Annotated in this window: 21 protein-coding genes and 1 tRNA gene; 11 read left to right on the top strand and 11 right to left on the bottom strand. The window is 71.4% G+C overall.

All coding sequences use genetic code 11. The features are described 5' to 3' along the window. The first annotated feature begins 7 nt into the window (after window positions 1–7). Together OG828_RS39090 and OG828_RS39085 are read left to right on the top strand one after the other, a co-directional pair. A complete protein-coding gene (locus OG828_RS39090) occupies window positions 8–679 on the top strand; it encodes a FadR/GntR family transcriptional regulator (protein ID WP_210574836.1) in 672 nt (223 codons plus the stop codon). Between the two features lie 233 nt (window positions 680–912). Continuing rightward, a complete protein-coding gene (locus OG828_RS39085; RefSeq protein ID WP_328367668.1) occupies window positions 913–1,893 on the top strand; it encodes a PAC2 family protein in 981 nt (326 codons plus the stop codon). 57 nt (window positions 1,894–1,950) lie between these two features. Here the strand turns inward: OG828_RS39085 and OG828_RS39080 are convergent, their stop codons facing one another. Beyond that, window positions 1,951–2,919: an SMP-30/gluconolactonase/LRE family protein gene (locus OG828_RS39080; RefSeq protein ID WP_328367665.1), complete on the bottom strand. Its 969-nt coding sequence runs from the start codon at window positions 2,917–2,919 to the stop codon at window positions 1,951–1,953. Window positions 2,920–3,236: 317 nt separating this feature from the next. On the opposite strand from OG828_RS39080, the gene OG828_RS39075 reads away from it, so the two are divergent. Both OG828_RS39075 and OG828_RS39070 read left to right on the top strand, forming a co-directional pair. Continuing rightward, the gene (locus tag OG828_RS39075) at window positions 3,237–4,964 is read left to right on the top strand and encodes a S8 family peptidase (RefSeq protein ID WP_328503840.1); all 1,728 of its coding nucleotides are present in this window, start codon (window positions 3,237–3,239) and stop codon (window positions 4,962–4,964) included. 35 nt (window positions 4,965–4,999) lie between these two features. Beyond that, window positions 5,000–5,554 carry a hypothetical protein gene (locus OG828_RS39070; RefSeq protein ID WP_328367659.1) on the top strand — a complete coding sequence of 185 codons (555 nt, stop codon included), beginning with the start codon at window positions 5,000–5,002 and terminating at the stop codon, window positions 5,552–5,554. Window positions 5,555–5,614: 60 nt separating this feature from the next. Here the strand turns inward: OG828_RS39070 and mshC are convergent, their stop codons facing one another. The 4 genes from mshC to OG828_RS39050 all read right to left on the bottom strand — a co-directional run bounded on the left by mshC (window position 5,615) and on the right by OG828_RS39050 (window position 9,124). Next, window positions 5,615–6,844: a cysteine--1-D-myo-inosityl 2-amino-2-deoxy-alpha-D-glucopyranoside ligase gene (gene mshC, locus OG828_RS39065; RefSeq protein ID WP_328503839.1), complete on the bottom strand. Its 1,230-nt coding sequence runs from the start codon at window positions 6,842–6,844 to the stop codon at window positions 5,615–5,617. 118 nt (window positions 6,845–6,962) lie between these two features. After that, entirely contained in the window at window positions 6,963–7,784 is an 822-nt protein-coding gene (locus OG828_RS39060; protein WP_328503838.1) for an SCO1664 family protein, read from the bottom strand. After that, complete coding sequence (locus OG828_RS39055; RefSeq protein ID WP_328367652.1) at window positions 7,748–8,338, bottom strand: DUF3090 domain-containing protein; 591 nt, start codon at window positions 8,336–8,338, stop codon at window positions 7,748–7,750. The genes OG828_RS39060 and OG828_RS39055 overlap by 37 nt, the downstream gene beginning before the upstream one ends. A 99-nt stretch (window positions 8,339–8,437) precedes the next feature. Then, on the bottom strand, window positions 8,438–9,124 hold the full coding sequence (locus tag OG828_RS39050; protein ID WP_328367649.1) for a histidine phosphatase family protein: 687 nt from the start codon (window positions 9,122–9,124) through the stop codon (window positions 8,438–8,440). Window positions 9,125–9,186: 62 nt separating this feature from the next. Here OG828_RS39050 and corA point away from each other — a divergent pair, with 62 nt between their 5' ends. Further along, window positions 9,187–10,185: a magnesium/cobalt transporter CorA gene (gene corA, locus OG828_RS39045; RefSeq protein WP_328503837.1), complete on the top strand. Its 999-nt coding sequence runs from the start codon at window positions 9,187–9,189 to the stop codon at window positions 10,183–10,185. A gap of 16 nt (window positions 10,186–10,201) precedes the next feature. On the opposite strand, the gene OG828_RS39040 is transcribed toward corA, so the two are convergent. Then, a complete protein-coding gene (locus OG828_RS39040) occupies window positions 10,202–10,990 on the bottom strand; it encodes a ferritin-like domain-containing protein (protein ID WP_328441452.1) in 789 nt (262 codons plus the stop codon). A gap of 220 nt (window positions 10,991–11,210) precedes the next feature. Continuing rightward, window positions 11,211–12,266, bottom strand: a complete 1,056-nt coding sequence (locus OG828_RS39035; RefSeq protein WP_328367642.1) for an LLM class F420-dependent oxidoreductase — start codon at window positions 12,264–12,266, stop codon at window positions 11,211–11,213. 119 nt (window positions 12,267–12,385) lie between these two features. Between OG828_RS39035 and OG828_RS39030 the strand changes: the two genes are divergently transcribed. Next, complete coding sequence (locus OG828_RS39030) at window positions 12,386–13,369, top strand: aldo/keto reductase (RefSeq protein ID WP_210574824.1); 984 nt, start codon at window positions 12,386–12,388, stop codon at window positions 13,367–13,369. Beyond that, entirely contained in the window at window positions 13,366–15,696 is a 2,331-nt protein-coding gene (locus tag OG828_RS39025; RefSeq protein WP_443062469.1) for a helix-hairpin-helix domain-containing protein, read from the top strand. The genes OG828_RS39030 and OG828_RS39025 overlap by 4 nt, the downstream gene beginning before the upstream one ends. A gap of 90 nt (window positions 15,697–15,786) precedes the next feature. On the opposite strand, the gene OG828_RS39020 is transcribed toward OG828_RS39025, so the two are convergent. Continuing rightward, entirely contained in the window at window positions 15,787–16,515 is a 729-nt protein-coding gene (locus OG828_RS39020) for a hypothetical protein (protein ID WP_328503836.1), read from the bottom strand. 47 nt (window positions 16,516–16,562) lie between these two features. On the opposite strand from OG828_RS39020, the gene OG828_RS39015 reads away from it, so the two are divergent. Further along, entirely contained in the window at window positions 16,563–16,751 is a 189-nt protein-coding gene (locus OG828_RS39015; protein ID WP_005485166.1) for a DUF5703 family protein, read from the top strand. 68 nt (window positions 16,752–16,819) lie between these two features. Here the strand turns inward: OG828_RS39015 and OG828_RS39010 are convergent, their stop codons facing one another. The 3 genes from OG828_RS39010 to OG828_RS39000 form a co-directional block, all read right to left on the bottom strand. Further along, window positions 16,820–17,620 (bottom strand): chaplin, encoded by an 801-nt coding sequence (locus OG828_RS39010; protein ID WP_328503835.1) that lies wholly within the window; start codon window positions 17,618–17,620, stop codon window positions 16,820–16,822. 117 nt (window positions 17,621–17,737) lie between these two features. Then, window positions 17,738–17,971 carry a chaplin ChpH gene (gene chpH, locus OG828_RS39005; protein WP_210574820.1) on the bottom strand — a complete coding sequence of 78 codons (234 nt, stop codon included), beginning with the start codon at window positions 17,969–17,971 and terminating at the stop codon, window positions 17,738–17,740. Window positions 17,972–18,116: 145 nt separating this feature from the next. Further along, window positions 18,117–19,442 (bottom strand): M20/M25/M40 family metallo-hydrolase, encoded by a 1,326-nt coding sequence (locus OG828_RS39000; RefSeq protein ID WP_328367631.1) that lies wholly within the window; start codon window positions 19,440–19,442, stop codon window positions 18,117–18,119. Window positions 19,443–19,629: 187 nt separating this feature from the next. Between OG828_RS39000 and OG828_RS38995 the strand changes: the two genes are divergently transcribed. From OG828_RS38995 to OG828_RS38985, 3 genes are all read left to right on the top strand, one after another. Continuing rightward, window positions 19,630–19,714, top strand: a tRNA-Leu gene (locus OG828_RS38995). 295 nt (window positions 19,715–20,009) lie between these two features. Further along, window positions 20,010–23,876, top strand: a complete 3,867-nt coding sequence (locus tag OG828_RS38990) for a Pls/PosA family non-ribosomal peptide synthetase (protein WP_328503834.1) — start codon at window positions 20,010–20,012, stop codon at window positions 23,874–23,876. A 68-nt stretch (window positions 23,877–23,944) separates the two neighbouring features. Further along, window positions 23,945–25,315 (top strand): M1 family metallopeptidase, encoded by a 1,371-nt coding sequence (locus tag OG828_RS38985; RefSeq protein WP_328441448.1) that lies wholly within the window; start codon window positions 23,945–23,947, stop codon window positions 25,313–25,315. Window positions 25,316–25,332 lie beyond the last annotated feature (17 nt).

Below are 25,332 nucleotides of genomic sequence, written 5' to 3'. Positions count from 1 at the left end.
GCCGGCCATGGCAGTCACCGACGAGGCGATCGAAAAGATCAAGGGCATGATCGTCTCCGGCGCGCTGCGCCCGGGCGACCGGCTGCCCAAGGAGAGCGAGCTCGCCTCCGAACTGGGGCTGTCCCGCAACTCCCTGCGGGAGGCCGTGCGCGCCCTGTCCCTGATCCGCATCCTGGACGTGCGCCAGGGCGATGGCACGTACGTCACCAGCCTCGATCCGCAACTCCTCCTGGAGGCACTGAGCTTCGTCGTCGACTTCCACCGCGACGACACGGTCCTGGAGTTCCTGGCCGTACGCCGCATCCTGGAGCCGGCCGCGACGGCGATGGCCGCCTCGCGGGTCAGCGAGCAGCAACTGGACGCGCTGTCGGCCCAGTTGGACAAGCTCGGCGACGCGCCGTCGGTCGAGGAACTGGTCGCGTCTGACCTGGACTTCCACCGGGGCATCGTGCAGGGCTCGGGCAACTCGGTGCTCTGCTCGCTCCTCGACGGCCTCTCGGGGCCCACCACCCGCGCCCGTATCTGGCGCGGGCTGACCCAGGAGGACGCGGTCAGCCGCACGCTGCACGAGCACCGGATGATCCTCGCGGCCCTGCGGGACCGGGACGCGGAGGCGGCGAGGTCGTGGGCGACGGTGCATATCGCGAGCGTGGAGCAGTGGCTCCGGTCCACGTTGTGAGTTTCGCCGTAGGGGTGCTTGTCGTCTTGCGGGTGCTGGCTCGTTGTGGCTGGTCGCGCAGTTCCCCGCGCCCCTAGGTTGGTCCACTGGCCCGAGTGAGAGCTCCAGGGTGTTTTGGGGTGGCGGTCTGGGCAGTGATGCGTGCATTCCCCCCTCCAGGGGGCTGCGGGCACCCCCGTCGCACGCCGTAAGGTTGGGACGTCAGGCGAGGGCACGTCGGAAGGAGGCGCTGGGTGATCGAGCTCGAGGGGGTTCCCGAGCTGATCGACCCGGTCATGGTGGCCGCGTTCGAGGGCTGGAACGATGCCGGCGACGCCGCCTCCACCGCGGTCGCGCATCTGGACAGGGAGTGGAAGGGCGAGGTGTTCGCGGCGCTGGACGCCGAGGACTACTACGACTTCCAGGTGAACCGCCCCACCGTGTGGATGGACGCCGGAGTGCGCAAGATCACGTGGCCGACGACAAGGTTGTCGGTGGTGCGGATCGGCGGTGAGAAGCCCCGCGATCTCGTCCTCGTCCGCGGTATCGAACCGTCCATGCGATGGCGCTCGTTCTGCAACGAGATCCTCGGCTTCGCCCACGAACTGGGCGTGGAACTGGTGGTCATCCTGGGCGCCCTGCTCGGTGACACCCCGCACACGCGTCCGGTCCCGATCAGCGGGACGACGTCCGACGCCGACCTGGCCCGGCGGATGGACCTGGAGGAGACCAAGTACGAGGGCCCCACGGGCATCGTCGGCGTCCTCCAGGAGGCGTGCACCCACGCCGGCGTGCCGGCCGTGTCGCTGTGGGCGGCCGTCCCGCACTACGTGTCGCAGCCGCCCAACCCGAAGGCGACGCTGGCCCTCCTCAACCGCCTCGAGGACCTGATCGACGTACGCATCCCGCTGGGCGAGCTGCCCGAGGACGCGCGCGCCTGGCAGGTGGGCGTGGATCAGCTGGCCGCCGAGGACACCGAGGTCGCCGAGTACGTGCAGACGCTGGAGGAGGCCCGGGACACCGCCGAGCTGCCGGAGGCGTCGGGCGAGGCGATCGCCCGCGAGTTCGAGCGGTATCTGCGGCGCCGGGACACTCCGGGCGGCCACGCCACGGAGGGCGGAGAGGGCACGCCGTTCCTCAAGGACCGGGGTGACGGCCCCGGCGGTCGCGCCAAGCCGCCGAAGCCCCAGAAGCCGGAGACGGAGACGGACGAAGAGGATTCGTCCGAGGACTGAGACACAGAAGGGGCGGTACGGCTCTCCCGTACCGCCCCCGATGCTCTCAGCTTGTTCTCAGCGCGCCACAGCGACCAGGTCGTACGTGGTCGTCGGCGTCGGCGTCGTGGTGAACCGTGCGTTGGGCAGGTAGAGCCGGTCCCGGTACGCGGCGACCGTGGTCGGCACGTCGAAGTCCGGGTCGGTGATGCGGCGCCGGAAGACTCCGCTGGTGCCGTCCGGCGCGAGCGTGAACACGTCGATCGCGTTCTGCCGGTTCTGGACGACGTACAGCGTCCGCCCGAACAGCAGCAGGCCGTCGCCGTTGGTGAGCGGGGCCGCGTCACCGAGGTCGACGATCTTGGTGACGCCGGTCTTCGGGTCCACCCGGTGCAGGGCGCCGACCCCGGACTGCACGACCAGCAGGGCCGAGCCGTCAGGGGTGCGGGTGATGCCGTTGGCGTTGACGACCTCGCCGGGGACCTGGCTCCAGTCGCCGCTCAGGGTGAGCGTCACGATGTCGTCCGCGTCCGGCAGCGCGCCGCGCCGGCCGAGCGGCAGGGCGTAGAGCGCGGGCTGGTAGGAGTCGGTGAACCAGGCCGTGCGGGGGGTCAGGAACACATCGTTGGCGAAGGTCGGGGTCGCCGTGGTGAGGACGTAGGACGCGATGATCGCGCCGCTGCGGGCGTCGACGACCCGGGCGCCCTGGCCGCGTCCGGCGACGAACAGCCGTCCCCGGTCGTCGAGTTTGAGGCCGACGGAGGGCGTGCCGGGCCCGGTCGAGATGATGCCGCCCTTGCCGGTGCGCAGGTCGGCCCGGTAGATCGAGCCGTCGCCGAGCGAGCCGAGGTAGGCGTAGGGCCCGCCGCCGATGGTGATGCCCTCCGGGCGGAAGCCGTCGGGCAGCGGGATCACGGTCGGCCAGGACTTCCCGGAGGCCGAGGCCGTCGTGGCCCCGGCGAGCACGGCACCGGCGGTCGCGGCACCGGCCGTGAGGAGTCTGCGGCGGGTGGGGCCATGTGCGAAGGAGCGATGCGTGGGTGCCACTGTGCGTCCTTCCGCGGAGGGACCGGCCGACTGGCTGGTCCAACGGTCAACTGACGCGTCCACCCCATCACATGGCGGGGGGCTCCGCAGCTCTCCCCCGTCCCTCGACAGCCAGTAGACAGCTTCTGGCCGGATTGTTACGGGACATCTCTTTCACGCCAATTGCACACGGTACCCAATTCAACTTGTTTCAAACCCAGTTGACGAACTTGGGGGTGGACGAGTCGCCGTGGGAGTGCTTGGTTGTCCCCCGTACCCGTACGACTCGGCACCATCCGCTACTTGGCATCCGCACGGACCGAAGGGAGCGGTACCCGATGACCGACCAGGTACATCCGGCGCAGGGCCCGGGGGCATCCGGGCCGGGGCCCGACGGAGCGGGCTTCACCTATCGAGGAGCCGAGCAGGAACTGATCGTCGTCGCCCGGCCCGAGGCCCGGCTGCGCGCCCAGACCGAGGGCGTCCGCTCGTCCGCGGGCGCCGATGTGACGGCCCTCAACATGTTCCTCAGCGACGAACAGCTCGCTCTGGAACCGCTGTTCGGCAGCGAGGAACGGCTCCAGCAGTCGGCCGCCGCAGGTGCGGAGGACACTCCTGACCTCGCGCTGTTCTACCGCGTACGCGGCGGCGAGAGCCGTGCGCAGGAGCTGCGCTCACGGATCGCCGCGCTGCCGGGGATCGACACGGCGTATGTGAAACCCGGCGCCGTGCCCGCCTCCCTGCCAAGCGCCGAGGAGAACCGGCGGCTGAAGGAAGGCGCCCCGGTCACACCCGACTTCAGCAGCAGGCAGGGCTACTTGCGTCCGGCGCCCGAGGGCATCGACGCGCACTGGGCCTGGCAGCGGCCCGGCGGCACCGGCCAGGGCGTGACCGTGATCGACGTCGAGGGCGCATGGCAGCTGGGCCATGAGGACCTCGCCGCCAAGCTGGCCGGCGTCGTCGTCGGCACCCCGCTGACCGACGTCGCCTGGCGCAACCACGGCACCGCCGTGATCGGCGTGATCGGCGGTGACCGCAACGAGTACGGCGTCAACGGCATCGTGCCCGACGCCGTGACCGCGGCCGCGTCCGTCCACGGCATCGGCACCGCGGCGGCGATCCACGCCGCCGCCGACCGGCTCGCGCCGGGCGACATCGTGCTGATCGAGCTCCACCGACCGGGCCCGCGCCTGGACTTCGCCGAGCGCGACGACCAGAACGGCTACATCGCGCTCGAGTGGTGGCCCGACGACTACGCGGCCATCCGCTACGCCACCGCCAAGGGCGTCATCGTCGTGGAGGCCGCCGGCAACGGCGGCGAATCCCTCGACGACGCCGTCTACGAGCGCCGCCCGGACGAGTTCCCGGAGACCTGGCGCAACCCCTTCAACCCCTCCAACCAGTCCTCCGGCGCCGTCCTGGTCGGTGCGGGCGCACCGCCGCCCGGCACGCACGGCCGCGATCACGGCCCGGACCGGTCACGGCTCGCGTTCTCCAACTACGGCGCCCGGCTGGACGCCCAGGGCTGGGGCCGCGAGGTCACGACCACCGGCGGCTTCTGGGACCGGCCCGGCGATCTGCAGGGCGGACCAGAGGAGATCGCCTGGTACACGGACACGTTCTCCGGTACGTCCGCCGCCTCCCCGGTGGTGGTCGGCGCGCTGGCCGCGCTGCAAGGCATGCTCAAGGCGGCCGGCCAGCCCCCGATGGCACCGGACCGTGCCCGTGCGGTACTGCGGGCCACGGGTTCCGCGCAGCAGGACGCACCGGGCCGGCCCGCCTCCCAGCGGATCGGCAACCGGCCCGACATCAAGGCGGCGGTGACCCAGCTGCTGCCGCAGGCGGTCGGCTCGGGCCGGGCCGAACGGTACTGGGACGAGTTGCTCCCGTACCCCCGTGAACTCCCGCCGCGGCTCCGGCTGTTCGTGGCCGGCGCCTGGCGCAACCTGAACCACCCGTCCCCCGAGATCCGCCAGGCGGTGCACACCGCCTTCGCGGGGGGACGGCCCGATGTCCGAGTGTGGTTCTCGGACGACGAGATCGTCGGCCTGGTGATCACCGGCTGACGCAGCCCATCACATCAAGGGAAGGTGACACCCGTATGAGCACCACCCCGCAGATGAGTCACATGGGACTACAGCAAGGCCAGCAGTTCCCCAGCACGTCGCCGTACCAGCAACAGGGCTACGGTCAGCAACAGCCGTACGGCATGGGCATGAGCGGCACGCTGGAGCAGCTCCAGCAGCTCGGTCAGCAGCAGCCGTACCAGCAGTTGCTGCAGCAGCTGGGCCAGCAGCAGCAGTTCGGTCCCCAGCAGGGGCAGCAGGACCAGCAGGCTCAGCAGGCCGAGCAGCAGGTGCAGCAGCAGTTGCAGCAGGTCGCGCTGTCGGCGGTGCAGCAGGTCGTCCAGCAGGTGCAGGCGCAGGCCCTCACCTCCGGTGTGGCGAACGGCTTCATCGACATCGTCCACCCACTCCAGGGACAGCCGCACCAGATCTTCCTGCGCATCAACAACCAGTTCCGGGTCCTCAACAACCCGAACCCGCAGATCCACCAGCAGATACAGCAGGCCTTCGCATTTGGCCACCAGGTCGTCGGCATCTGGGACACCCAGTCGCCGAACGTGCTGCGCAGCGTACGGATCCAGCGGATCTGACGCGCGTGTGAGAAAAGGGGCCGCTTCCTCCCTGGAGGAGGAAGCGGCCCTTCCGCGTGCTTACAGGGCCACGCCCAGCAGAGCGTCCACCGCGCGCGATACGACGCCGGGGGCGCCCTCGTCCGTGCCGCCCCGCTCCTGCTGGAGCGCCGCCCAGCGGTCGACGGCGGCGAGGGCGGCCGGGGCGTCCAGGTCGTTCGCCAGGGCCTCGCGCATCTGCGCGACCAGCGTCTCGGCGGGCGGTCCGTCGGGGCGGGAGACGGCGGCACGCCAGCGGTCGAGGCGCGCGAGGGCGTCCTGGAGGACCTGGTCGGTCCACTCCCAGTCGGCCCGGTAGTGGTGGGCGAGCAGGGCCAGCCTGATCGCGGCCGGGTCGACGCCCTCGCGGCGCAGCGTGGAGACGAAGACCAGGTTGCCCTTGGACTTCGACATCTTCTCGCCGTGCAGCGCGACCATGCCGGCGTGGACGTACGCCTTGGCCATGGGGAACTCGCCGGTCAGCACCTGGGCGTGCGAGGCGCCCATCTCGTGGTGCGGGAAGGCGAGGTCGGAGCCGCCGCCCTGGATGTCGAAGCCCATGCCGAGGTGGTCCAGGGCGATGGCGACACACTCGATGTGCCAGCCGGGCCGTCCGCGGCCCAGCGAACCGCCGTCCCAGCTGGGCTCGCCCTCGCGGGCGGCCATCCACAGCATCGGGTCCAGCGGGTTCTTCTTGCCCGGCCGGTCGGGGTCGCCGCCGCGCTCGGCGGACAGCAGCCGCATGGCGGCCGCGTCGAGACGGGACACCTTCCCGAAGTTCGGGTCGGACTCGACGGAGAAGTAGATGTCCCCTTCGAGTTCGTAGGCGGCGCCCGCGTCACGCAGCCGCTCGACGAGCGGCACGATGCCGGGTATCGCCTCGACCGCGCCGATGTAGTGCTGCGGCGGCAGCATCCGCAGGGCGGTCATGTCCTCGCGGAAGAGGGCGGTCTCCTTCTCGGCGAGGGCGACCCAGTCGATGTCGTCCCGCGCCGCCCGCTCCAGAAGTGGATCGTCGACGTCGGTCACGTTCTGGACGTAGTGAACCTGCCGCTTCGTGTCGAGCCACACGCGCTGCACAAGGTCGAACGCGTTGTAGGTCGCCGCGTGACCGATGTGGGTCGCGTCGTACGGGGTGATGCCGCAGACGTAGATACGGGCGACGGGACCGGGGTCGAGGGTGACGAGCCCATCGGTCGCTGTGTCGTGGATCCTCAGGTCGCGGCCCTTGTCAGGCAGGGCGGGGACCTCGGAAGCGGGCCAGGCATGCATGTCATGAGCCTAACCGGACGGAAGTTCCATATTCGAACCGGACCAGGCCGGATGGCCGGTGGCGCACTCTTGCGCAACGCCGTCGGCCGTGCCCGTTGTTCCCCTGCACCGGCGGCTCCTACACCGGCGGCCACGGAATGGCGGGCCACTCGCCGCTCGGCGCCGGATGGACCCCCGAGGTGAGCAACGCGTCCACACGCGCGCGCGTGCCGTCGAGTTCGGCGCCGGTGATCAGCCCGGCCAGACGCTCCGCCAGGGCTCCGCCGTCCCCCAAGGCGTCCTTGAGGCCCTTGAGGACGTCGACGGCCTCACCCGTGAGCGGCTCGCCCGCCCACCCCCACAGCAGCGTGCGCAGCTTGTTCTCGGTGTTGAAGGTCACGCCGTGATCGATGCCGTACAGCCGCCCGTCGGCGGCCGGCAGCAGATGGCCGCCCTTGCGGTCCGCGTTGTTGATCACGGCGTCGAGGACGGCGAGGCGGCGCAGCCGTGCGTCGTCGGCGTGCACCAGCAGGGCCGTCTTTCCGTCGCCGACCTCGGCGAAGCCGATCGCCTTCCAGCCTTCCTCCGGCTCCTCACCGTCGACGAGGGCGAGCAGCTCGCTCTCCTCCGGTTGCGCCTCGATCCACAGCTGGACCATGCCCTCGCCGTACGGCCCGTCACGCAGCACGGTGGGGGGCACCAGGCCCCATCCGGTGGCCTCGGAGACCTCGTACGCGGCGACCTCGCGCCGGGCGAGGTTGCCGTCGGGGAAGTCCCACAGGGGGCGCTCGCCGCGGACGGGCTTGTAGACGCAGTGCGCCTCTTCGCCCTCGTGGGAGACGGAGCAGTACAGCACCGCGTTCGAGGCGTCCCGGATCTGCCCGCGGACCGTGAGCTCACCCCGGGTGAGCAGTTGGGCCGTGGTCACGCTCCGCGGCGGTATCCGTTCTGGCGCGGACATACGTGTCCTTCCGGGTCGAGCGGGAGGCTGCACAGCGGGCACGGCGGCCGCCCGGCGTTGACGACGTCCAGGGCGCGCTTGGCGAACGCGCGGGCCTGGGCGCCGGTGAGCCGGACCCGCAGCATCGGGGGCCCGTTCTCCTCGTCCTGGAGCAGCCGCTCCTCGGCCTCGGCGAGGTCCTCCTCGGAGTCGGCGTCCAGCTCCACGAGGGCCTGCGCCTCGACGATCATGCGCTGTTCGTCGCCGTCCCAGGCGAGGGCCATGGTGCCGACCCGGAACTCCTCCTCGATGGGGGCTTCCAGCGGGGCCGTGTCGGCGACCTCGGTGGGCGCCACGGCAGGGACGGCGGCGCTGCCGCCACTGCGTCGTACCACCTCGTCGAGCAGTTCGTCCATGCGCTCGGCGAGCGCGGCGACCTGGGTCTTCTCCAGAGCCACGCTGGTCACCCGGGATCCTGCGATGGCCTGGAGGAAGAACGTACGGCGCCCGGGCAGTCCGACCGTGCCGGCCACGAAGCGGTCCGGCGGATCGTAGAGGAACACCTGACGGGACACGTCCTGTCTCCATTGGAATCGACATCGGGACCGGCCGCTGCGGCCACCGGAACTTGCGTCAGGGCCGCCTCGACCGCTTCACCCTACTGCGGTTGACGATCACGGTGCGCCCGCATCGCCCCCGACCCGGGCGTCTCCTGACGGGGGTTCCGCGCGCGGCGCAAGGGAGGCGAAATCCCCGGTGTCACCGAGGCGAACGAGAAACGGCCTGAGGCGGGTGTAACGGATCGCGGTGATGGAACACGGTTCTACGGAGATCCGCTGGAAGAGGTCGAGATGGAGTCCGAGCGCGTCCGCCACGAGGGACTTGACGATGTCGCCGTGCGAGCACATGAGATAGACGGCGTCGGCGCCGTGGTCGCGCTCCACGCGCGCGTTCCACTCACGCACCGCCTCGGCGGCACGGGTCGCCATCGCCCGCATCGACTCACCGCCGGGAAATTGCGCCGCCGACGGATGCGTCTGCACGACCTCCATCAGGGGCTCGTCCATCAGCTCGGCGAGCTTGCGCCCGGACCAGTCGCCGTAGTGGCACTCCCCGATCCGCTCGTCGGTGTGCGCGGTCAGTTCCGGCCGGGCGTCCAGCAGCGGCCGTATCGTCTCCTGGCAGCGCTGCAGCGGGCTGGTGACGACCTCGGAGATCGGCAGCTCGGCGAGCCGCCCGGGCAGCGCCGCGGCCTGCGCGGCGCCACGCTCGTCGAGGGCGACCCCGGGCGTCCACCCGGCGAGCAGTCCCTCGGTATTGGCGGTGGATCGTCCGTGCCGGACGAGGATCAGCGTGGGCATGCGGCCAAGGGTAGGCGTCCATCCGGGTGCGCTTCGGGGCCGAGGGCGGGAGAATACGCTCCGTGATCGTCGACTGCGCCATATACCAGGACGGGATGCGCACGGAGGGGCCGCGGGATCTCTCCGACGCCCTGGCACAGTGCAGGGTGGGCGGGGACGCGTTCGTGTGGATCGGGCTGTACGAGCCGACGGAGCGCGAGTTCGACCAGGTGTCGGAGGAGTTCGGGCTGCACCCGCTGGCTGTCGAGGACGCCCTGACCGCCCACCAGCGCCCCAAACTCGAGGTGTACGACGACTCGCTGTTCATGGTCCTCAAGCCGGTCGCGTACGAGCCCAAGAGCGACGACGTCACCTCCGGCGAGGTCATGATCTTCATCGGTGACTCGTTCGTGGTGACCGTGCGGCACGGCGAGGAGGCTCCGCTCACGGCGGTCCGCAAGCGGCTGGAGGCGGAGCCCGAGATGCTGCGGCACGGCCCCACGGGGGTGCTGTACGCGATCTCGGACGCCATCGTCGACCACTACGTGGACGTGGCGGGCGAGCTGAGCACCGACCTGGAGGAGCTGGAGGCGGAGGTGTTCTCGCCGACCGGCGGCGGCACCCGGCACACCGCGTCCCGCATCTACAACTTCAAGCGGCAGATCCTGGAGTTCCGCCGGGCCACCGGTCCGCTGGCCCAGCCGCTGGACCGGCTCGCGGGCACCGGCCAGTTCGGTCTGCGCGTGCCCTTCGTGCCGGAGAAGGCGCAGCCCTTCTTCCGCGACATCAACGACCACCTGATGCGCGTGAACGAGTCCGTCGAGGGCCTGGACCGGCTGGTGTCGGACATCCTGTCGGCGCATCTGGCCCAGATGAGCGTCCGGCAGAACGACGACATGCGGAAGATCTCCGCGTGGGCGGCCATGGCCGCGGTCCCCACGATGATCGCGGGCATCTACGGCATGAACTTCGACCACATGCCGGAGCTGCGCTGGGTGTGGTCGTATCCGGCGCTGATCCTGGCCATGGCCGCCCTGGAGGTCTTGCTGTACCGGCTGTTCAAGAGCCGGGGCTGGCTGTAGGCGCTGTTCCCAGGCTTCAGGCGAACTCGGGGGCCGAGGTGGCGGGGCCGCCGAGTGCGTCGCGTCGTTCCGGCATCTTCAGGCTGACCATGCGGCGCCAGCCCGCGATCCGCTCGTAGGCGTAGATCGCGTGGATGCCCGCGGCGAGCAGCGCGGCCTTCGGCTTCGGCCAGCCGAGGATGCGGCCCATGTGGGACATGACGGCGAGGCTGACGTCCCGGTAGATCCGGATCTCGGCGAGCGCGCACTCCCGCAGCGTCCGCTGGATGGCCGGGCCGTGTCCGGCGCGGGCGAAGCGCAGCAGTTCCTCGTGGCAGTAGGCGAGGTGGTTGTCCTCGTCGTTGGAGATCATCTTCACCGCCCGGCCGAGGTCGGGGTGGTCGGCGAAGTGCTTGCGCAGCAGCTCCATCTCCTCGGAGGCGCGCTGCTCGGTGACCCGGCTGTGCGAGAGGTAGGTGACGATGTCCTGGACGGTGAGCGGCTCGTCGCGCTTGAGCTTGTCGTGCGCGAGGCCGATGCCGTTCTGCTCGAGGAGCATGGTGTAGTCGGTCTCGGGCGGTACGGGGACGGGGTCGAGGCCGCGCTTCTTCATCAGGGCGTTGAAGATCCGCCCGTGCTTGTCCTCGTCCGCGCCGTGCCGGGTGATCTTGGGGGCGAGTGCGCGCTCGCTGTCCGGAACGAGCGCGGCGATACGGGCGTTCTCCCACCCGCCCTGGGACTCCCCGCTGGCGGCGATGGAGCAGAACAGGCGGAAGGACTCGTCGTTGTCGAGGATCTCCTGGAACAGACTCTTGGCCGAAAGCATCGTGCGCACCTCTCTGCAGGATTCCGCAAAGAACGAGTCAAATGCGGTGCGAGGGACGCTGCAACAGCTGTGTCGGACAACTCCGCCAAAAGGATGACCCCGGGCTCAGCCGAGGGCGTAACCGCGGGGCCACGCGCGCGTTGTGCTGCGTGACGGCCGTGGCGGGGAAGACCCCCGAGCCCCCACCACGGCCGTAGAACTTCCCTCCGAGTTACGCCACTTACGCCAGCCCGGCCCGTTCCAGGGCCTCGGTGCCGGCCCGCAGCGAGGCGAGCCGCTCGTCCAGCGTGAAGCCCGCCGGGTTGAGGGACAGGGTGGTGACGCCGGCGGCGGCGTAGGCCTTCATCCGGTCCGCGATGCGATCGACGGAGCCGAGCAGCGTGGTCCGGTCGATCAGCTCGTGCGGTACGGCGGCCGCCGCGCCCTGCTTGTCGCCGGAGAGGTACTTCTCCTGGATCTCGGCGGCGGCCTGCTCGTAGCCCATGCGCCGGGCGAGCTGGTTGTAGAAGTTCTGCTTGGCGCTGCCCATGCCGCCGACGTACAGCGCGGTGTACGGGCGGAAGGCGTCGGCCAGGGCGGTCACGTCCTTGTCGGCACCGACCGCGAGCGGCAGCGTCGGGCAGACGTCGAAGCCGTCCATGGTCTTCCCGGCCTTCTCCCGACCGGCCCGCAGATACTTGATCGCGGTGTCCTCGAGGTGGTCGGCGGAGGGGAAGATGAGCAGCGCCCCGTCGGCGATCTCACCGGTCTGCTCCAGGTTCTTGGGGCCGATCGCGGCGATGTACAGCGGGATGTGCTCGCGCTCCGGGTGCACGGTCAGCTTGATCGGCTTGCCGGGGCCGCCGGGCAGCGGCAGCGTCCAGTGCTCGCCGTCGTACGACAGCCGCTCCCGCGTCATCGCCTTCCGTACGATCTCCACGTACTCGCGGGTCCGGGAGAGCGGCTTGTCGAACTTGACGCCGTACCAGCCCTCGGAGACCTGCGGCCCGGAGACGCCGAGGCCGAGCCGGAAGCGGCCGCCGGAGAGCGAGTCGAGCGTGGCGGCGGTCATGGCGGTCATCGCCGGCTGCCGGGCCGGGATCTGGAAGATGGCCGAGCCCACGTCGATGCGCTCGGTCTGGGCGGCGACCCAGGTCAGCACGGTGGCCGCGTCCGAGCCGTACGCCTCGGCGGCCCAGCAGACGGCATACCCGAGCCGGTCGGCCTCCTTCGCGACCGCGAGATTGTCCGCGTCCATTCCGGCGCCCCAGTAGCCGAGGTTGATCCCGAGCTGCATGGCGGATTCCCCTTACCGATCAGTAACGTCCCTTGTCCGGAGACCTTAGCGCGGGGGTGGGGAAACTGGTCATCCACAGGCCCCCACATGACAGGTCGTGGCCAGTAATCTCGGCGTCCATGGAGCAGAGGCATCTCGGCCGCACCGGCCTGCGCGTGTCCCGCATCGGGCTCGGCACCCTCACCTGGGGCAGGGACACCGACGAGCACGACGCCGCGGACCTCTTGAAGACGTTCTGGGAGGCGGGCGGGACGCTCATCGACACGGCCGACGTGTACGGCGACGGGGAGGCCGAGTATCTGCTCGGACGCCTCATAGAAGGCCTGGTCCCGCGCCGGGATCTGGTCATCTCCACGAAGGCGGGCAGCGTGCCCGACCCGGACGTCCGCGTCGACGGCTCTCGCGGCCATCTGCTCGCCGCGCTGGACGCCTCGCTGGCCCGGCTCGGCACGGAGTACGTCGACCTGTGGCACATCCACGCCTACGACCCGTTCACGCCGCTGGAAGAGACCCTGCAGGCCCTCGACATGGCGGTCAGCAGCGGCCGGGCGCGCTATGCGGCCGTCTCAAACTTCTGCGGCTGGCAGCTCGCCAAGGCGGCCACGTGGCAGCTGACGGCGCCGGGGGTACGGACCCGGCTGGCGGGCACGCAGCTGGAGTACTCGCTCCTCCAGCGCGGCGTCGAACGCGAGGTGCTGCCCGCCGCCCTCGACCTCGGCATCGGCCTGTTGCCCTCCTCCCCGCTCGGCCGCGGGGTCCTGACCGGCAAGTACCGCAACGCGACGCCGGCCGACTCGCGGGGCGCCTCCGAGCATCTGGCGCCGTTCGTCGCGCCGTACCTCGACGACACCGCGAGCCGGATCGTGGACGCCGTGGCTACGGCGGCGGACGGGCTCGCGGTGACCCCGCTCCAAGTGGCCCTCGCCTGGGTCCGCGACCGGCCCGGGGTGTCCGCGCCCATCGTCGGCGCGCGCAACGCGCAGCAGCTCACGGCGGCATTGTCAGTGGAGGCCCTTAGTCTTCCTGACGAGATCTGCCGGGCGCTCGACGATGTGTCAGCGCCCGTGCACCGCTATCCCGATCACGACTGGAGCATGCTGTGAGCACGGACCCCGAGCCCACGGATGAAGCCGCGCACGCCGACCGGGGGACCCCGGACGCCGCGCGGGAGGGCACCACCCGGGAGACGGGGACGACGGAGGGCGGGTCGGCCGAGGCCGGCGCGGACGGCGACCTGGGCGCAGGCGACGCAGGCGGGACTCAGCGCCAGGACGCAGCCGACACCGGCGAGACCGAGAGCCTGGACGCAGCCGACACCGGCGAGACCGAGAGCCTGGACGCGGCCGACACCGGCGAGGCGCAGAGCCGGGGCGCAGTCGATGCGGGCGAGGTCCAAGGTCAGGGTGATGAAGCCGCTGTCGCTGCCAAGTTGTCCGAGGCTGAGGCTGAGCTTGCCGCGCAGCGGATTGAGCGGGAGCGGATCGAGCGTCGGAAGGCTGAGAAGGCGGCGCCCATTACGGCTGGGGCGAAGCTCAGTGGGACGGCTGCCGATCTGCTCGCGGCTGTGCGTGCTGTGGAGAGCGGGGAGAAGCCCGCGGCCACCGTGTTCAGCGAGCCGGAGCCGACGCCCCGACGCCCCGCCCCCGAGCCCGTGCGCCGCCCGCAGAGCGAGGCGGTCCAGGCGGCCGGCGCGGCCACGGCCCCCGCGGCCGAGGCCGTCGACGCCGTGCGCGGTGTGCTGGCCGACGGCGGCGCCCCGAAGACGCTCGCCCCGCAGGTCGCCGCGGCCCTCGGCGAGGGCGCGGGCGACGTGCTGCGGGCGGACCCCTGGCAGTTGCTGCGGGTCACCGGGGTGCGCCCCGAGCAGGCCGACGGGTTCGCGCGGGCGCTGCTCGGGGCCGAGTCCGGCCCCGACGGCGAGCGGCGCGGCCGTGCGCTCACCGTCTGGCTCCTGGAGCAGGCCGCCCTGGCGGGGCACACCGCCCTGGAGCTGCCGGCGCTCACCGCCGCACTGACCCAGCGGGGCGTGCCGGACGCGGACACCGCCGTACAGAACACCCTCGCGGAGGGCGAGGCCCTGGCCTTCCAGGACGCGTTGGACGACAAGGGCAGCGACGCGACCGACGAGGACGACGAGGAGCGGCCGGTCCGGGTCCTCGTCGGCCTGGAGCGGTACGCCCTCGCCGAGGAGAGCCTCGCCGACGGACTGGCCCGGCTGATCAACTCGGTGCCCAAGCAGGACGGTTCTGCCGACGCCTGGGAGCGGGCCGCGTCGGCGGCGGGCTCCGCGGGCGAGTTGATCCGCGCGGTCGCGTCCCACGGTCTCGTGCTGCACACGGGCGGCGAGGCATCCCTGACCGAACCGGCGGCGCTGCTGCGCACGGCCTCCGAACTCGGCCTCCGCGCCTGGGCCGCCACCCACAGCCCGCTGGGCCGTACGCGGTTCGCGGCGCTGCTGAGCGAGCCGGACGGCTCCCGGGTCACCACCGTGTCCGGCCTCCTCTCCGGTGCCGAGGGCCCCGGCCGGGACACGGACGGCGCTCTGGACCTCGACCTCCTCGTGGTGCTGGACGCTCCGCAGCTGGACGTGGAGACGGCGGCGCTGCTCTCGGAGTCGCTGCCGGACGGGGCGCGGCTGCTGCTGGCCGGGGATCCCGGGGTGCTGTGGTCGGCGGGTCCGGGACGCGTGTTCGCGGATCTGCTGGCGGCGCGTGCCTGCCCGCAGATCGCCTCCCGGCAGCCCGACCCCGGTCCGCTGGGCGAGCTGGTCTCCGGGATCGGCATCGGGGAGCTGAACCAGGTGGACTCCCCCGGCAAGGAGCTGGTGATCGTGCCGGTGCGGGACGCGGGTGAGGCCGTGCACCGGACCGTGCAGCTCGTCGCGGACTCGGTGCCGCGGGCGATCGGCGTGCCGGCCGAGCAGACCGTCGTCATCACGCCCGGCCACGGCGGCGCGGCCGGTACGCGCGCGCTGAACACGGCACTGAAGGAGCGGCTGAACCCCGGCCCCGGCCGGTTCGGCGGCTTCGACCCCGGCGACCGGATCGCCTACTCCCCCGCGCCGGGCCGTACTCTGCCGGGCCAGGTGGTGAAGGCCGACACCGACGGGCTGCACCTGTCGTGTGCGGGCGCCCCGGTCGTCGTACCGAAGGAGCAGGTGGAGCAGTCCGTGCGGCACGGGTGGGCGCTGACCGCGCACCAGGCGGTGGGTGCCCGGTGGCCCGCGGTGGTCGTGGTGCTGCCCGGCGACGCCGCGCAGGCCCTCAGCCGGCCCTGGGTCTACACCGCCTTCGGCCGGGCGGAGCGCCATCTGTCGGTGGTCCACGGCGTCGAGCAGGCGCTCCCGCGCGCGGTGGCCGAGGTCCCGCCCAAGCCCAGGACGACCCGCCTGCCCGTTCTGCTGGCCCCGCAGATCCCGGCGGCGGGCTGACGAGGGGACGCCCGGCACGGACGACGGCGGTGGCCGCGGAGGGCGTAACCTCCGTGACCACCGCCGTCGTACCGGACGGTGTTCAGCCCGTCAGCGGTCCGCGTCCAGCCGCTCCAGTTCCTCTTCCTCGACCTCGTCCTCGGCCTCTTCTTCGTCCTCGACCACGTCCGGGTCGAGTTCGTCCTCGAGGTCGTCGTCCACGTCGTCCTCGATCTCGTCGTCGAAGACGGCACTGACGTCGAACCGGCAGACCACCTGCTGCGGGTCGATCGCCTCGAACGGTGCCTCCAGCCACTCGCCGGGTTCGGCGGGGTCGTCCGCCGCGGTCACCCAGAGCGTGGAGTCGCCCTCCTCCAGGCCGAACTCCTTGTGCCGTGAGGCGATCTCGTCCGGTTCGAACTCGCCGAACAGGAGTCCCAGCGCCCCGTGCACGGTGCCGGATGCCCCCGGGCCGTCCCTGCTCTCGTCGTCCGCTGCCTCGACCCGCTGGGCCTGAGCCAGCAGCCGCTGCGGTTCCACCACGGCGTAGTCGCGGCGGATCAGCACGCTCAGCGCGTTCGGCTCCTCGGGCCCCGCGTACGGCGGCAGCGCGTCTTCGGTACCGGGGATCTCGAAGGGGGTGACCTCGTCGTAGCGGTCGTAGAGCAGTTCGTCGTACGCCTCGGCGGCCGCGGCGAGCTGGTTGAACGCCTCGTAGACGGTCGGGTCGTCCTCCCCCGACCGGCGTTCGACCGCGGCCAGGTGGCGGTCGAGCGCGGTCTTGACCGCCTCGGCGGCGGCGCGTACCTCGGCAGCGGTGGGCTGCTCAGCATCAGACATAGAGCAGACGCTATCCGTACCGGGGCTCTGCCCGCACAATAGATGCGATGCCGGAATACGAATTTGTCGACGTGTACGTGCCGCGCGGGGTCTCTCGCAAGGACGCCACACGCCTGCTGACGGACCATGCCGAGTACGGACACTGGGAGTTGGACCGCCTGAGTCTGCTGCGGGACGGGAGCCGCAGGGTGCGGCTGCGCCGACGGATCATCCGCCAGGTGCGCGCCACGTGGTGAGCTGAGGCAGGAGAAGAACGGAGCGGGCCCCGCCACGGCGGGGCCCGCTCCGTTTCTGTGCGGTGCCGCTACGCCGAGGCGCGTGCCCTGCGGTAGAGGACCGTGCCCGCCAGCAGTGCTCCCGCGCCGACCGGCAGGACGAGGCCGAGGGGAAGGTCACCGCCGGTGTGGGCGAGCTGGGCGCTGCCCTGCGGCTGGGGGATCGACTGGGCGCCGGGCTGGTTGCCCCGCGCGGAGCCGTTGCCGCCGTCCGGGGTCTCGTCGTCCACGCTCGGCGGTGTACCGGGCTCCACGGGGTTGCCGGGCTGCCCGGGATCGCCCGGCTGTCCGGGGTCGCCGGGCTGCTCGGGGTCGCCCGGCTCGTCCGGATTCCCGGGCGGCGGCGTCTCGTGGTCGCCCCCGCCGGGAGGTGTGCTCGGCTGCCCGCCGCCGGAACCGCCGTTGTTCGCGCAGTCGTTGCCCTTGGTGCCGTTGCCGACGCCGATGATGTCGACGCTGTTGCCGCAGACGTTCACCGGGACGTGGACCGGCGCCTGGACGTGGTTGCCCGAGCCGATGCCCGGGGAGTCCTTGGCGTGGCCGTCGGCCTGCGACCCGCCGCCGGAGCCGCCGTGGCCGCTGTTCCCGCCCTGGTTGACGCACTTGTTGCCCATCGCCGGGTTGAGGAGCCCGACGACGTTGACCGTGTTGCCGCAGACGTTCACCGGCACGTCCACCGGCGCCTGCACCGTGTTGCCCGACAGCACGCCGGGCGAGTGCGAACTCGAGCCGTTCGCGCCCGAGTCGGCGTGTGCGTGGCCGCCGGCGGCGGCGATCACGCCGGTCGCGGCCGCCACGGTCATCAGGCCTTTGCGGGTGACCTGTCTCATTGCTGCTTACCTGCCTTGTCCCTGCGTTACCGACGCGGAAAGACCGGCCGGCCCCGGAGCGCCTGGCATGCGCGCTCCGGGACCGGCGGTGTGGACGAGAACCTCAGAGAGGCAGCGTCACTTGTTGACGCAGGTGTTGCCGAAGGCGGGGTTCAGCAGCCCGATCACGGAGACCGTGTTGCCGCAGACGTTCACCGGGACGTGAACCGGGGCCTGAACGACGTTGCCCGAGAGGATGCCGGGGGAGTGCACGGCGGCACCCTGAGCACCCGAGTCGGCAACGGCAAGGCCCGCACCCGCGAGAACCAGACCACCAGTGGCGGCAGCAGCGGCGACGACCTTCTTGATCATTATTCCTCCTTGTTGGCAATGCGATCCAAAGTCGCGGATCACATCAGCAGTAACGAGGAGGAACTAATAGGGCTACGAGCTTATGGTCGCCTTCACCCTTCCTGGGCGATCTCCGTACGGGCGGGCGAATACCGGCGTCAACACGTCATGACGCGTCGATGAACCGGTCGAGCACCCGCACCCCGAACTTCAGCCCCTCCACCGGCACCCGCTCGTCGACACCGTGGAACATGCCCGCGAAGTCCAGCTCCGGGGGCAGCTTCAGCGGCGCGAAGCCGAAGCAGCGGACGCCGAGGTCGTCGAAGGACTTGGCGTCGGTGCCGCCGGAGAGCATGTAGGGGACGGCCCGGGCGATCGGGTCTTCGGCGCCGAGGGCGCTCTGCATGGCGTCGACGAGCTTGCCGTCGAAGTCGGTCTCCAGCGCCTTGTCGCCGTGCACGTCCTCCCGCTGCACCCGCGGGCCGAGGATCCGGTCGAGGTCGGCGAGGAACTCCTCCTCGTATCCGGGCAGGAAGCGTCCGTCGACGTGCGCGGTCGCCTGGCCGGGGATGACGTTGACCTTGTAGCCGGCGCCGAGCATGGTGGGCGCCGCCGAGTTCCGCAGCGTCGCGCCGACCATCTTGGCGATGCCGCCGAGCTTGGCCAGCGTCTCGTCCATGTCCTCGGGGTCGAGCTCGGTGCCGAGCGCGTCGGACAGCTCGTCGAGGAAGGACCGTACGGTCTTCGTGACCCGTACCGGCCACGTGTGCCGCCCGAGCCGCCCGACGGCCTCGCACAGTTCGGTGATGGCGTTGTCGTTGTTCGTCATCGAGCCGTGACCGGCCGTGCCGTCCACGGTGAGCCGCATCCAGTGCATGCCCTTCTGGGCGGTCTCCACGAGATACAGCCGCAGCTTCTCGTTGACGGTGAAGGAGAACCCGCCGACCTCGCCGATCGCCTCGGTGACGCCCTCGAAGAGGTCCGGGTGCTTCTTGACCAGGTGCTTGGCGCCGTACGTCCCGCCCGCCTCCTCGTCCGCGAGGAAGGCGAGGACGATGTCGCGCGGGGGCTTGCGTCCGCTGCGCAGCCGGTCGCGGACGACCGCGAGGGTCATCGCGTCCATGTCCTTCATGTCGACGGCCCCGCGGCCCCACACGCATCCGTCCGCGATCTCGCCGGAGAAGGGGTGGTGGGTCCAGTCCTGGGCGTTCGCCGGTACGACGTCGGTGTGCCCGTGGATCAGCAGCGCGGGCCGGGAGGGGTCCTCGCCCTCGATCCGGGCCACCGTGGACGCGCGTCCCGGGTGGGACTCGAAGATCTGCGGTTCGAGCCCCACCTCGGCGAGCTTCTCGGCGACGTACTCGGCCGCCTTGCGCTCGCCGGGACCCGAGTGGTCGCCGTAGTTGCTGGTGTCGATCTGGATGAGCTCGCGGCAGAGGTCCACGACCTCGTCCTCGCCGGTGACGCTGCTGGCCGTGTCCGTCCCGCTCACGCTGCTTCCTCCCACTGTCACTGCTGGTGGTCCCCCCACATCCTCCCTCCCCCGCCGGTCCGCCCCAAGACCCCGCCCGCCCCGTCACACGCCGTTCACGCGGCGACAGGGGGTGATCGGCCACCCTCCGGAGCCTGGTAATGTTTCCTTCGTCGCCGCGGGGGGAACCCCGCACGACACTCACCTTGTCCGGGTGGCGGAATGGCAGACGCGCTAGCTTGAGGTGCTAGTGCCCTTTATCGGGCGTGGGGGTTCAAGTCCCCCCTCGGACACACTCTGAAAACCCCACTCCATGTGGGGTTTTCTGCTGTCCGCCACCGCTGCCGGACACGCTCCGCGATCAAGTGTGCGCCATCTCTCGTCGGGTGGGCAGACACCGAGGTCACAGCACCCGGCCACCCCTCCCCCGGCACCCCGGACAGCTCACTCATGTGGCCGCAAGGTAACGCGGAGACTAACGTCGGACTAAAATTTCCGGCTTGTCGGAGCTGGAGCCGGACAACCCCAGGCAAACCTGCGGGCCCACCAGCGCCCCGGAGGCTTCCGGGATCGAGACGCGAGGACCCGATGGCAGCCATACACGAGAGCAGTGCTCTCGGCCTGCTCGATGAAGAGATCCGCGAGCGATTCGGTAGTACCGCACGTTTCTCGGGCGGGGCCGCCGCCTCTCCCCGGACGCTTGTCGACATCTTCGAGGCGTCCGTCCGGTCCTACCCGGACGAGCTCGCCCTGGACGACGGCACACGGAGCCTGACCTACCGTGCGCTGGCCGTCGAGGTCGCGGCGCTGCGGCGCGGGCTCGCCGACGCCGGTGTGGGACTCGGTGACCGGGTGGGCGTGCGGGTGCCGTCCGGGACCAATGATCTGTACGTCGCGATCCTCGCCGTACTCGCCGCCGGCGCCGCATACGTTCCGGTGGACGCCGAGGACCCGGACGAGCGGGCCGAGTTGGTGTTCGGCGAGGCGGACGTGCGGGCCGTCATCGGTGCCGACCATGTCATCACCGCCCACAGCAGGGCGGACGTTCCCGCCGACCGGCCCGGTGTCGAGCACGACGCCTGGATCATCTTCACCTCCGGGTCGACCGGGAAGCCCAAGGGTGTGGCCGTCACCCACGAGAACGCCGCCGCGTTCGTGGACGCCGAGGCCGCGCTGTTCCTCACCGACGACCCCATCGGTCCAGGTGACAGGGTCATGGCGGGCCTGTCGGTGGCTTTCGACGCGTCCTGCGAGGAGATGTGGCTCGCGTGGCGCTACGGCGCCTGTCTGGTGCCCGTCCCCCGCTCGCAGGTCCGCAGCGGTGCCGATCTCGGTCCCTGGCTGGTGGAGCAGGACATCAGCGTCGTGTCGACGGTGCCGACGCTGGCCGCGCTGTGGGAGCCGGAGACCCTCAACGACGTACGACTGCTGATCTTCGGCGGGGAGGCCTGTCCGCCCGAGCTGGTGCAGCGGCTGGTGACCGAGGGGCGCGAGGTGTGGAACACCTACGGGCCCACCGAGGCGACCGTCGTGGCGTGTGCGTCGCTGATGAGCGGCGAGGAGCCGATCCGGATCGGGCTGCCGCTGAACGGCTGGGAGCTGGCCGTCGTCGACGAGGCCGGGCAGCCCGTGCGGATGGGCGAGAGCGGCCAGCTGGTGATCGGCGGGGTCGGGCTCGCCCGGTACCTGGACGCCGAGAAGGACGCGGAGAAGTACGCGCCGCTGGACTCGCTGGGCTGGGAGCGGGCGTACCGCAGTGGTGACCTGGTCAAGGCGGAGCCCGAGGGGCTGGTCTTCCTCGGGCGGGCCGACGAGCAGATCAAGCTCGGCGGGCGGCGGATCGAGCTGGGCGAGGTGGACGCCGCGTTGCAGGCGCTGCCCGGTGTCGCCGGTGCCGCGGCGGCCGTACGCACCGCCCGCAGCGGCAATCAGCTGCTCGTCGGGTATGTCGTCACGCAGGACGGCTGGGACCACGCGGCCGCCGTCGACAAGCTGCGGGCCGAGCTGCCCGCGGCCCTGGTGCCGCTGCTCGCGCCGGTCGAGGACCTGCCGACGCGGACGAGCGGCAAGGTCGACCGCAACGCGCTGCCCTGGCCCCTGGAGGGCATGGAGACGGGCGGCAAGGCCGAGCAGCTCTACGGCACCGAGGCCTGGCTCGCCGAGCAGTGGACGGAAGTCCTCGGCATCCCGGTGGGCAGCGCCACCGACGACTTCTTCGCGATCGGCGGCAGCAGCCTGGCCGCCGCCCAGCTGACGACGCGGCTGCGCACCCGCTACCCGAGCGCGGCCGTCCTCGACATCTACCAGCAGCCGACGCTGCGCAAGCTGGCCCGGCACCTGGAGGAGTCCAACCAGGACGACACCGCCCGGCGGACGATCGCTCCGGTGCCGAAGCGCGCCCAGGTGATCCAGCTGTTGGTCCTGCTCCCCCTGTTCACGCTGCTGGGGCTGCGCTGGATGGTGCCCCTGGCCGCGCTGGGGAACGTACTGACCGCGTACTCCTGGCTGCCGACCGCCCCTTGGTGGCTGGTCGCGTCCGGGGCGCTGCTGCTCTTCAGCCCGCCGGGACGGCTCGCGATCGCCGCGGGCGGGGCGCGGCTGCTGCTGCGGGGCGTGACGGCCGGGCGGTATCCGCGCGGCGGGAGCGTGCATCTGCGGCTGTGGGCCGCCGAGCGGCTCGCGGAGTTCAGTGGCGCGACCTCGCTGACCGGGTCGTGGCTGGAGCGGTACGGCCGTGCGCTGGGCGCCAGGATCGGGCAGGACGTCGATCTGCACTCGCTGCCGCCGATCACCGGCATGCTCAAGCTGGGCCGGGGCGCCGCCGTCGAGTCCGAGGTCGATCTGTCCGGGTACTGGCTGGACGGTGACCGGCTGGAGATCGGGCCGGTGAAGGTGGGTGCGCACGCCGTGGTCGGCACGCGCAGCATGCTGTTCCCGGGTGCCCGTGTGGGCAAGCGGTCCGAGGTGGCGCCGGGTTCGGCGGTCGCGGGGCAGATTCCGACCGGTCAGCGCTGGGCGGGCGCGCCCGCGGTCAAGCTCGGCAGGGCGAAGCGGAACTGGCCCAAGGACCGGCCGCGGCGCGGCACGTTCTGGCGCGCGATGTACGGCATGACGGGCATCGCCCTGACACTGCTGCCCGTCCTCTCGCTGGTCGCCGCCCTGCTGGTCGCGGGCGTCTTCGTGGCGCCGGGCGCCGGTCTCGGTGAGGCCCTGCGGGGCGCCGCGATCGCGCTGGTCCCGGCGACGCTCGCCTTCGGGCTGGCGTACGCCCTGCTGATCCTGATCGCCGTACGGCTGCTGAGCCTGGGCCTGCGTGCGGGCACGTATCCGACGCACAGCCGGACCGGCTGGCAGGCGTGGACGATCACGCAGCTGATGGACCTCTCCCGGGAGACCCTGTTCCCGCTGTACGCCGGGCTGGTCACGCCGGTGTGGCTGCGGCTGCTGGGCATGCGGATCGGCAAGGGCGCCGAGGTGTCGACCGTGCTGGCGCTGCCCAGCCTGACGACCGTCGGTGAGGGGGCCTTCCTGGCCGACGACACGCTGACCGCGCCGTACGAGCTCGGCGGTGGCTGGATGAAGGTCGGGCGCGCGGAGATCGGGCGGCGGGCCTTCCTGGGCAACTCGGGGATGACCGCGCCGGGGCGGAGCGTGCCGGACGGCGGCCTGGTCGGGGTGCTGTCGGCGACGCCGAAGAAGGCGAAGAAGGGCACGTCGTATCTGGGGCTGCCGCCGGTAAGGCTGCCGCGCAGCGCGAGCGACGGCGACCAGAGCCGGACGTACGACCCGCCGGCGCGGCTGCTGTGGGCGCGCGGTCTTGTGGAGCTGTGCCGGATCGTGCCGGTGTTCTGCTCGGCCGCGCTGGCCGTACTGACGGTGGCGGCATTGAGCGCGCTGGGCGGCTGGGCCTGGCTGCTGGGCGGTGTCGTGCTGCTCGGGGCGGGCGGGCTCGCGGGCCTGCTGTCGATCGTCGCCAAGTGGGCGCTGGTCGGGCGGCACCGCAGCGGGGAGCACCCGCTGTGGAGCTCCTTCGTGTGGCGCAACGAGCTGGCGGACACCTTCGTCGAGGTGGTCGCCGTACCGTGGCTGGCCGGGTCGGTGCCGGGTACGCCGGTGCTGACGGCGTGGCTGCGGGGGCTGGGCGCGCGGATCGGCAAGGGCGTGTGGGTCGAGAGCTACTGGCTGCCGGAGACGGATCTGGTGACGCTGGGGAACGCGACGACCGTGAACCGGGGCTGTGTGCTGCAGACGCACCTCTTCCACGACCGGATCTTGCGGACGGATACTGTTGTCCTCCGTGAGGGCGCGACGCTGGGTCCTGGCGGAATCGTCCTGCCGGGCAGCGCGGTCGGGGCCCGCACCACACTGGGTCCCGCGTCACTGGTGATGGCGGGGGAATCCGTTCCCGACGACACTCGCTGGCTGGGCAACCCGATCGAAGCATGGCGTCGGTGACCGCGACTGTGACGACGTCGGGGGATGCAGGACGTCGTACGAGCGCAGCGCGAGGAGCAGACGCAGCAGTGGCAGTTCAGCAGTCCGTGGGTGCGGACCCGTACTTCCCCGACAACGGTGATCCCCGTTACCGGGTGCATCGGTACGAACTCGCGCTGGACTACCGCCCGGGGCCGAACCGGCTGGCCGGCACGGCCCGGATCAACGCCATTGCGGGCCGCTCGCCGGTCGGCGAGTTTCAGCTGAACCTGGCCGACTTCAAGGTCGGCCGGGTCCGGGTGGACGGACGGCAGCCGCACTACACGCATCGCGGTGGCCGGCTGCGGATCCGGCCCGCCAAGCCGATCCGTGCGGGGGCCGCGTTCACGGTGGAGGTGCACTGGTCGGGGAACCCCAAGCCGGTGAACAGTCCCTGGGGCGGGCTCGGCTGGGAGGAGCTGGAGGACGGGGCGCTGGTGGCGAGCCAGCCGATCGGGGCGCCGTCCTGGTATCCGTGCAACGACCGGCCCGCGGACAAGGCGTCGTACCAGATCTCCATCACGACGCCGTCGGCGTACCAGGTGGTCGCGGGCGGGCGGCTGCTGACCCGGACCACCAAGGCGTCGACGACAACGTGGGTGTACGAGCAGGCGGCGCCCACGTCGAGCTATCTCGTCGGACTGTCGATCGGCAAGTACCAGACCGTGCTGCTCGGCGACCCGGGGCCGGGCGGTGTGCCGCAGCACGGGCACATTCCGGCGCATCTGCTGCCGGAGTTCTCGCGGGACTTCGCACGGCAGCCCGCGATGATGGAGCTGTTCCAGGAGCTGTTCGGGCCCTATCCGTTCGACGAGTACGCGGTCGTGGTCACGGAGGAGGAGCTCGATGTGCCCGTCGAGGCGCAGGGGTTGTCGCTGTTCGGCGCGAACCATGTGGACGGGGCGCGGGGTTGGGAGCGGCTGGTCGCGCATGAGCTGGCGCATCAGTGGTTCGGGAACAGCGTGACCATCGCGGACTGGCGGCACATCTGGCTGAACGAGGGGTTCGCCAAATATGCCGAGTGGTTGTGGTCGGAGCGGTCGGGCGGGCCCACGGCGCAGCAGCTTGCCGCCGCGGCTCACCGGTCGCTGTCCTCGTTGCCGCAGGATCTGAAGCTGGCCGATCCCGGGCGGAAGTTGATGTTCGACGACCGGCTGTATCAGCGGGGCGGGCTCACCGTGCACGCGTTGCGCTGCGCGATGGGTGACGCGGACTTCTTCCGGATGCTGCGCGCGTGGGCGGGGCTGCACCGTAACGGTGCGGTCAGCACGGGGGTGTTCACCGCGCACGCGGGGCGGTTCACGTCGGAGCCGCTGGACGGTCTGTTCGCGGCGTGGCTGCAGAAGGGGGCGCTGCCGCCGTTGCCCGAGCAGGATGTGCGGGTGCCTGTGCGGCCCAGTTTTCCGCCGGGTAGCGCCTGAGAGCTCGGGCCGCACGG

Origin of the sequence: Streptomyces sp. NBC_00457, assembly GCF_036014015.1 — a bacterium.
GTDB lineage: Bacteria > Actinomycetota > Actinomycetes > Streptomycetales > Streptomycetaceae > Streptomyces.
The sequence above is the reverse complement of the archived record's forward strand: the minus strand, read 5'-3'. Positions and strand labels throughout refer to the sequence as shown.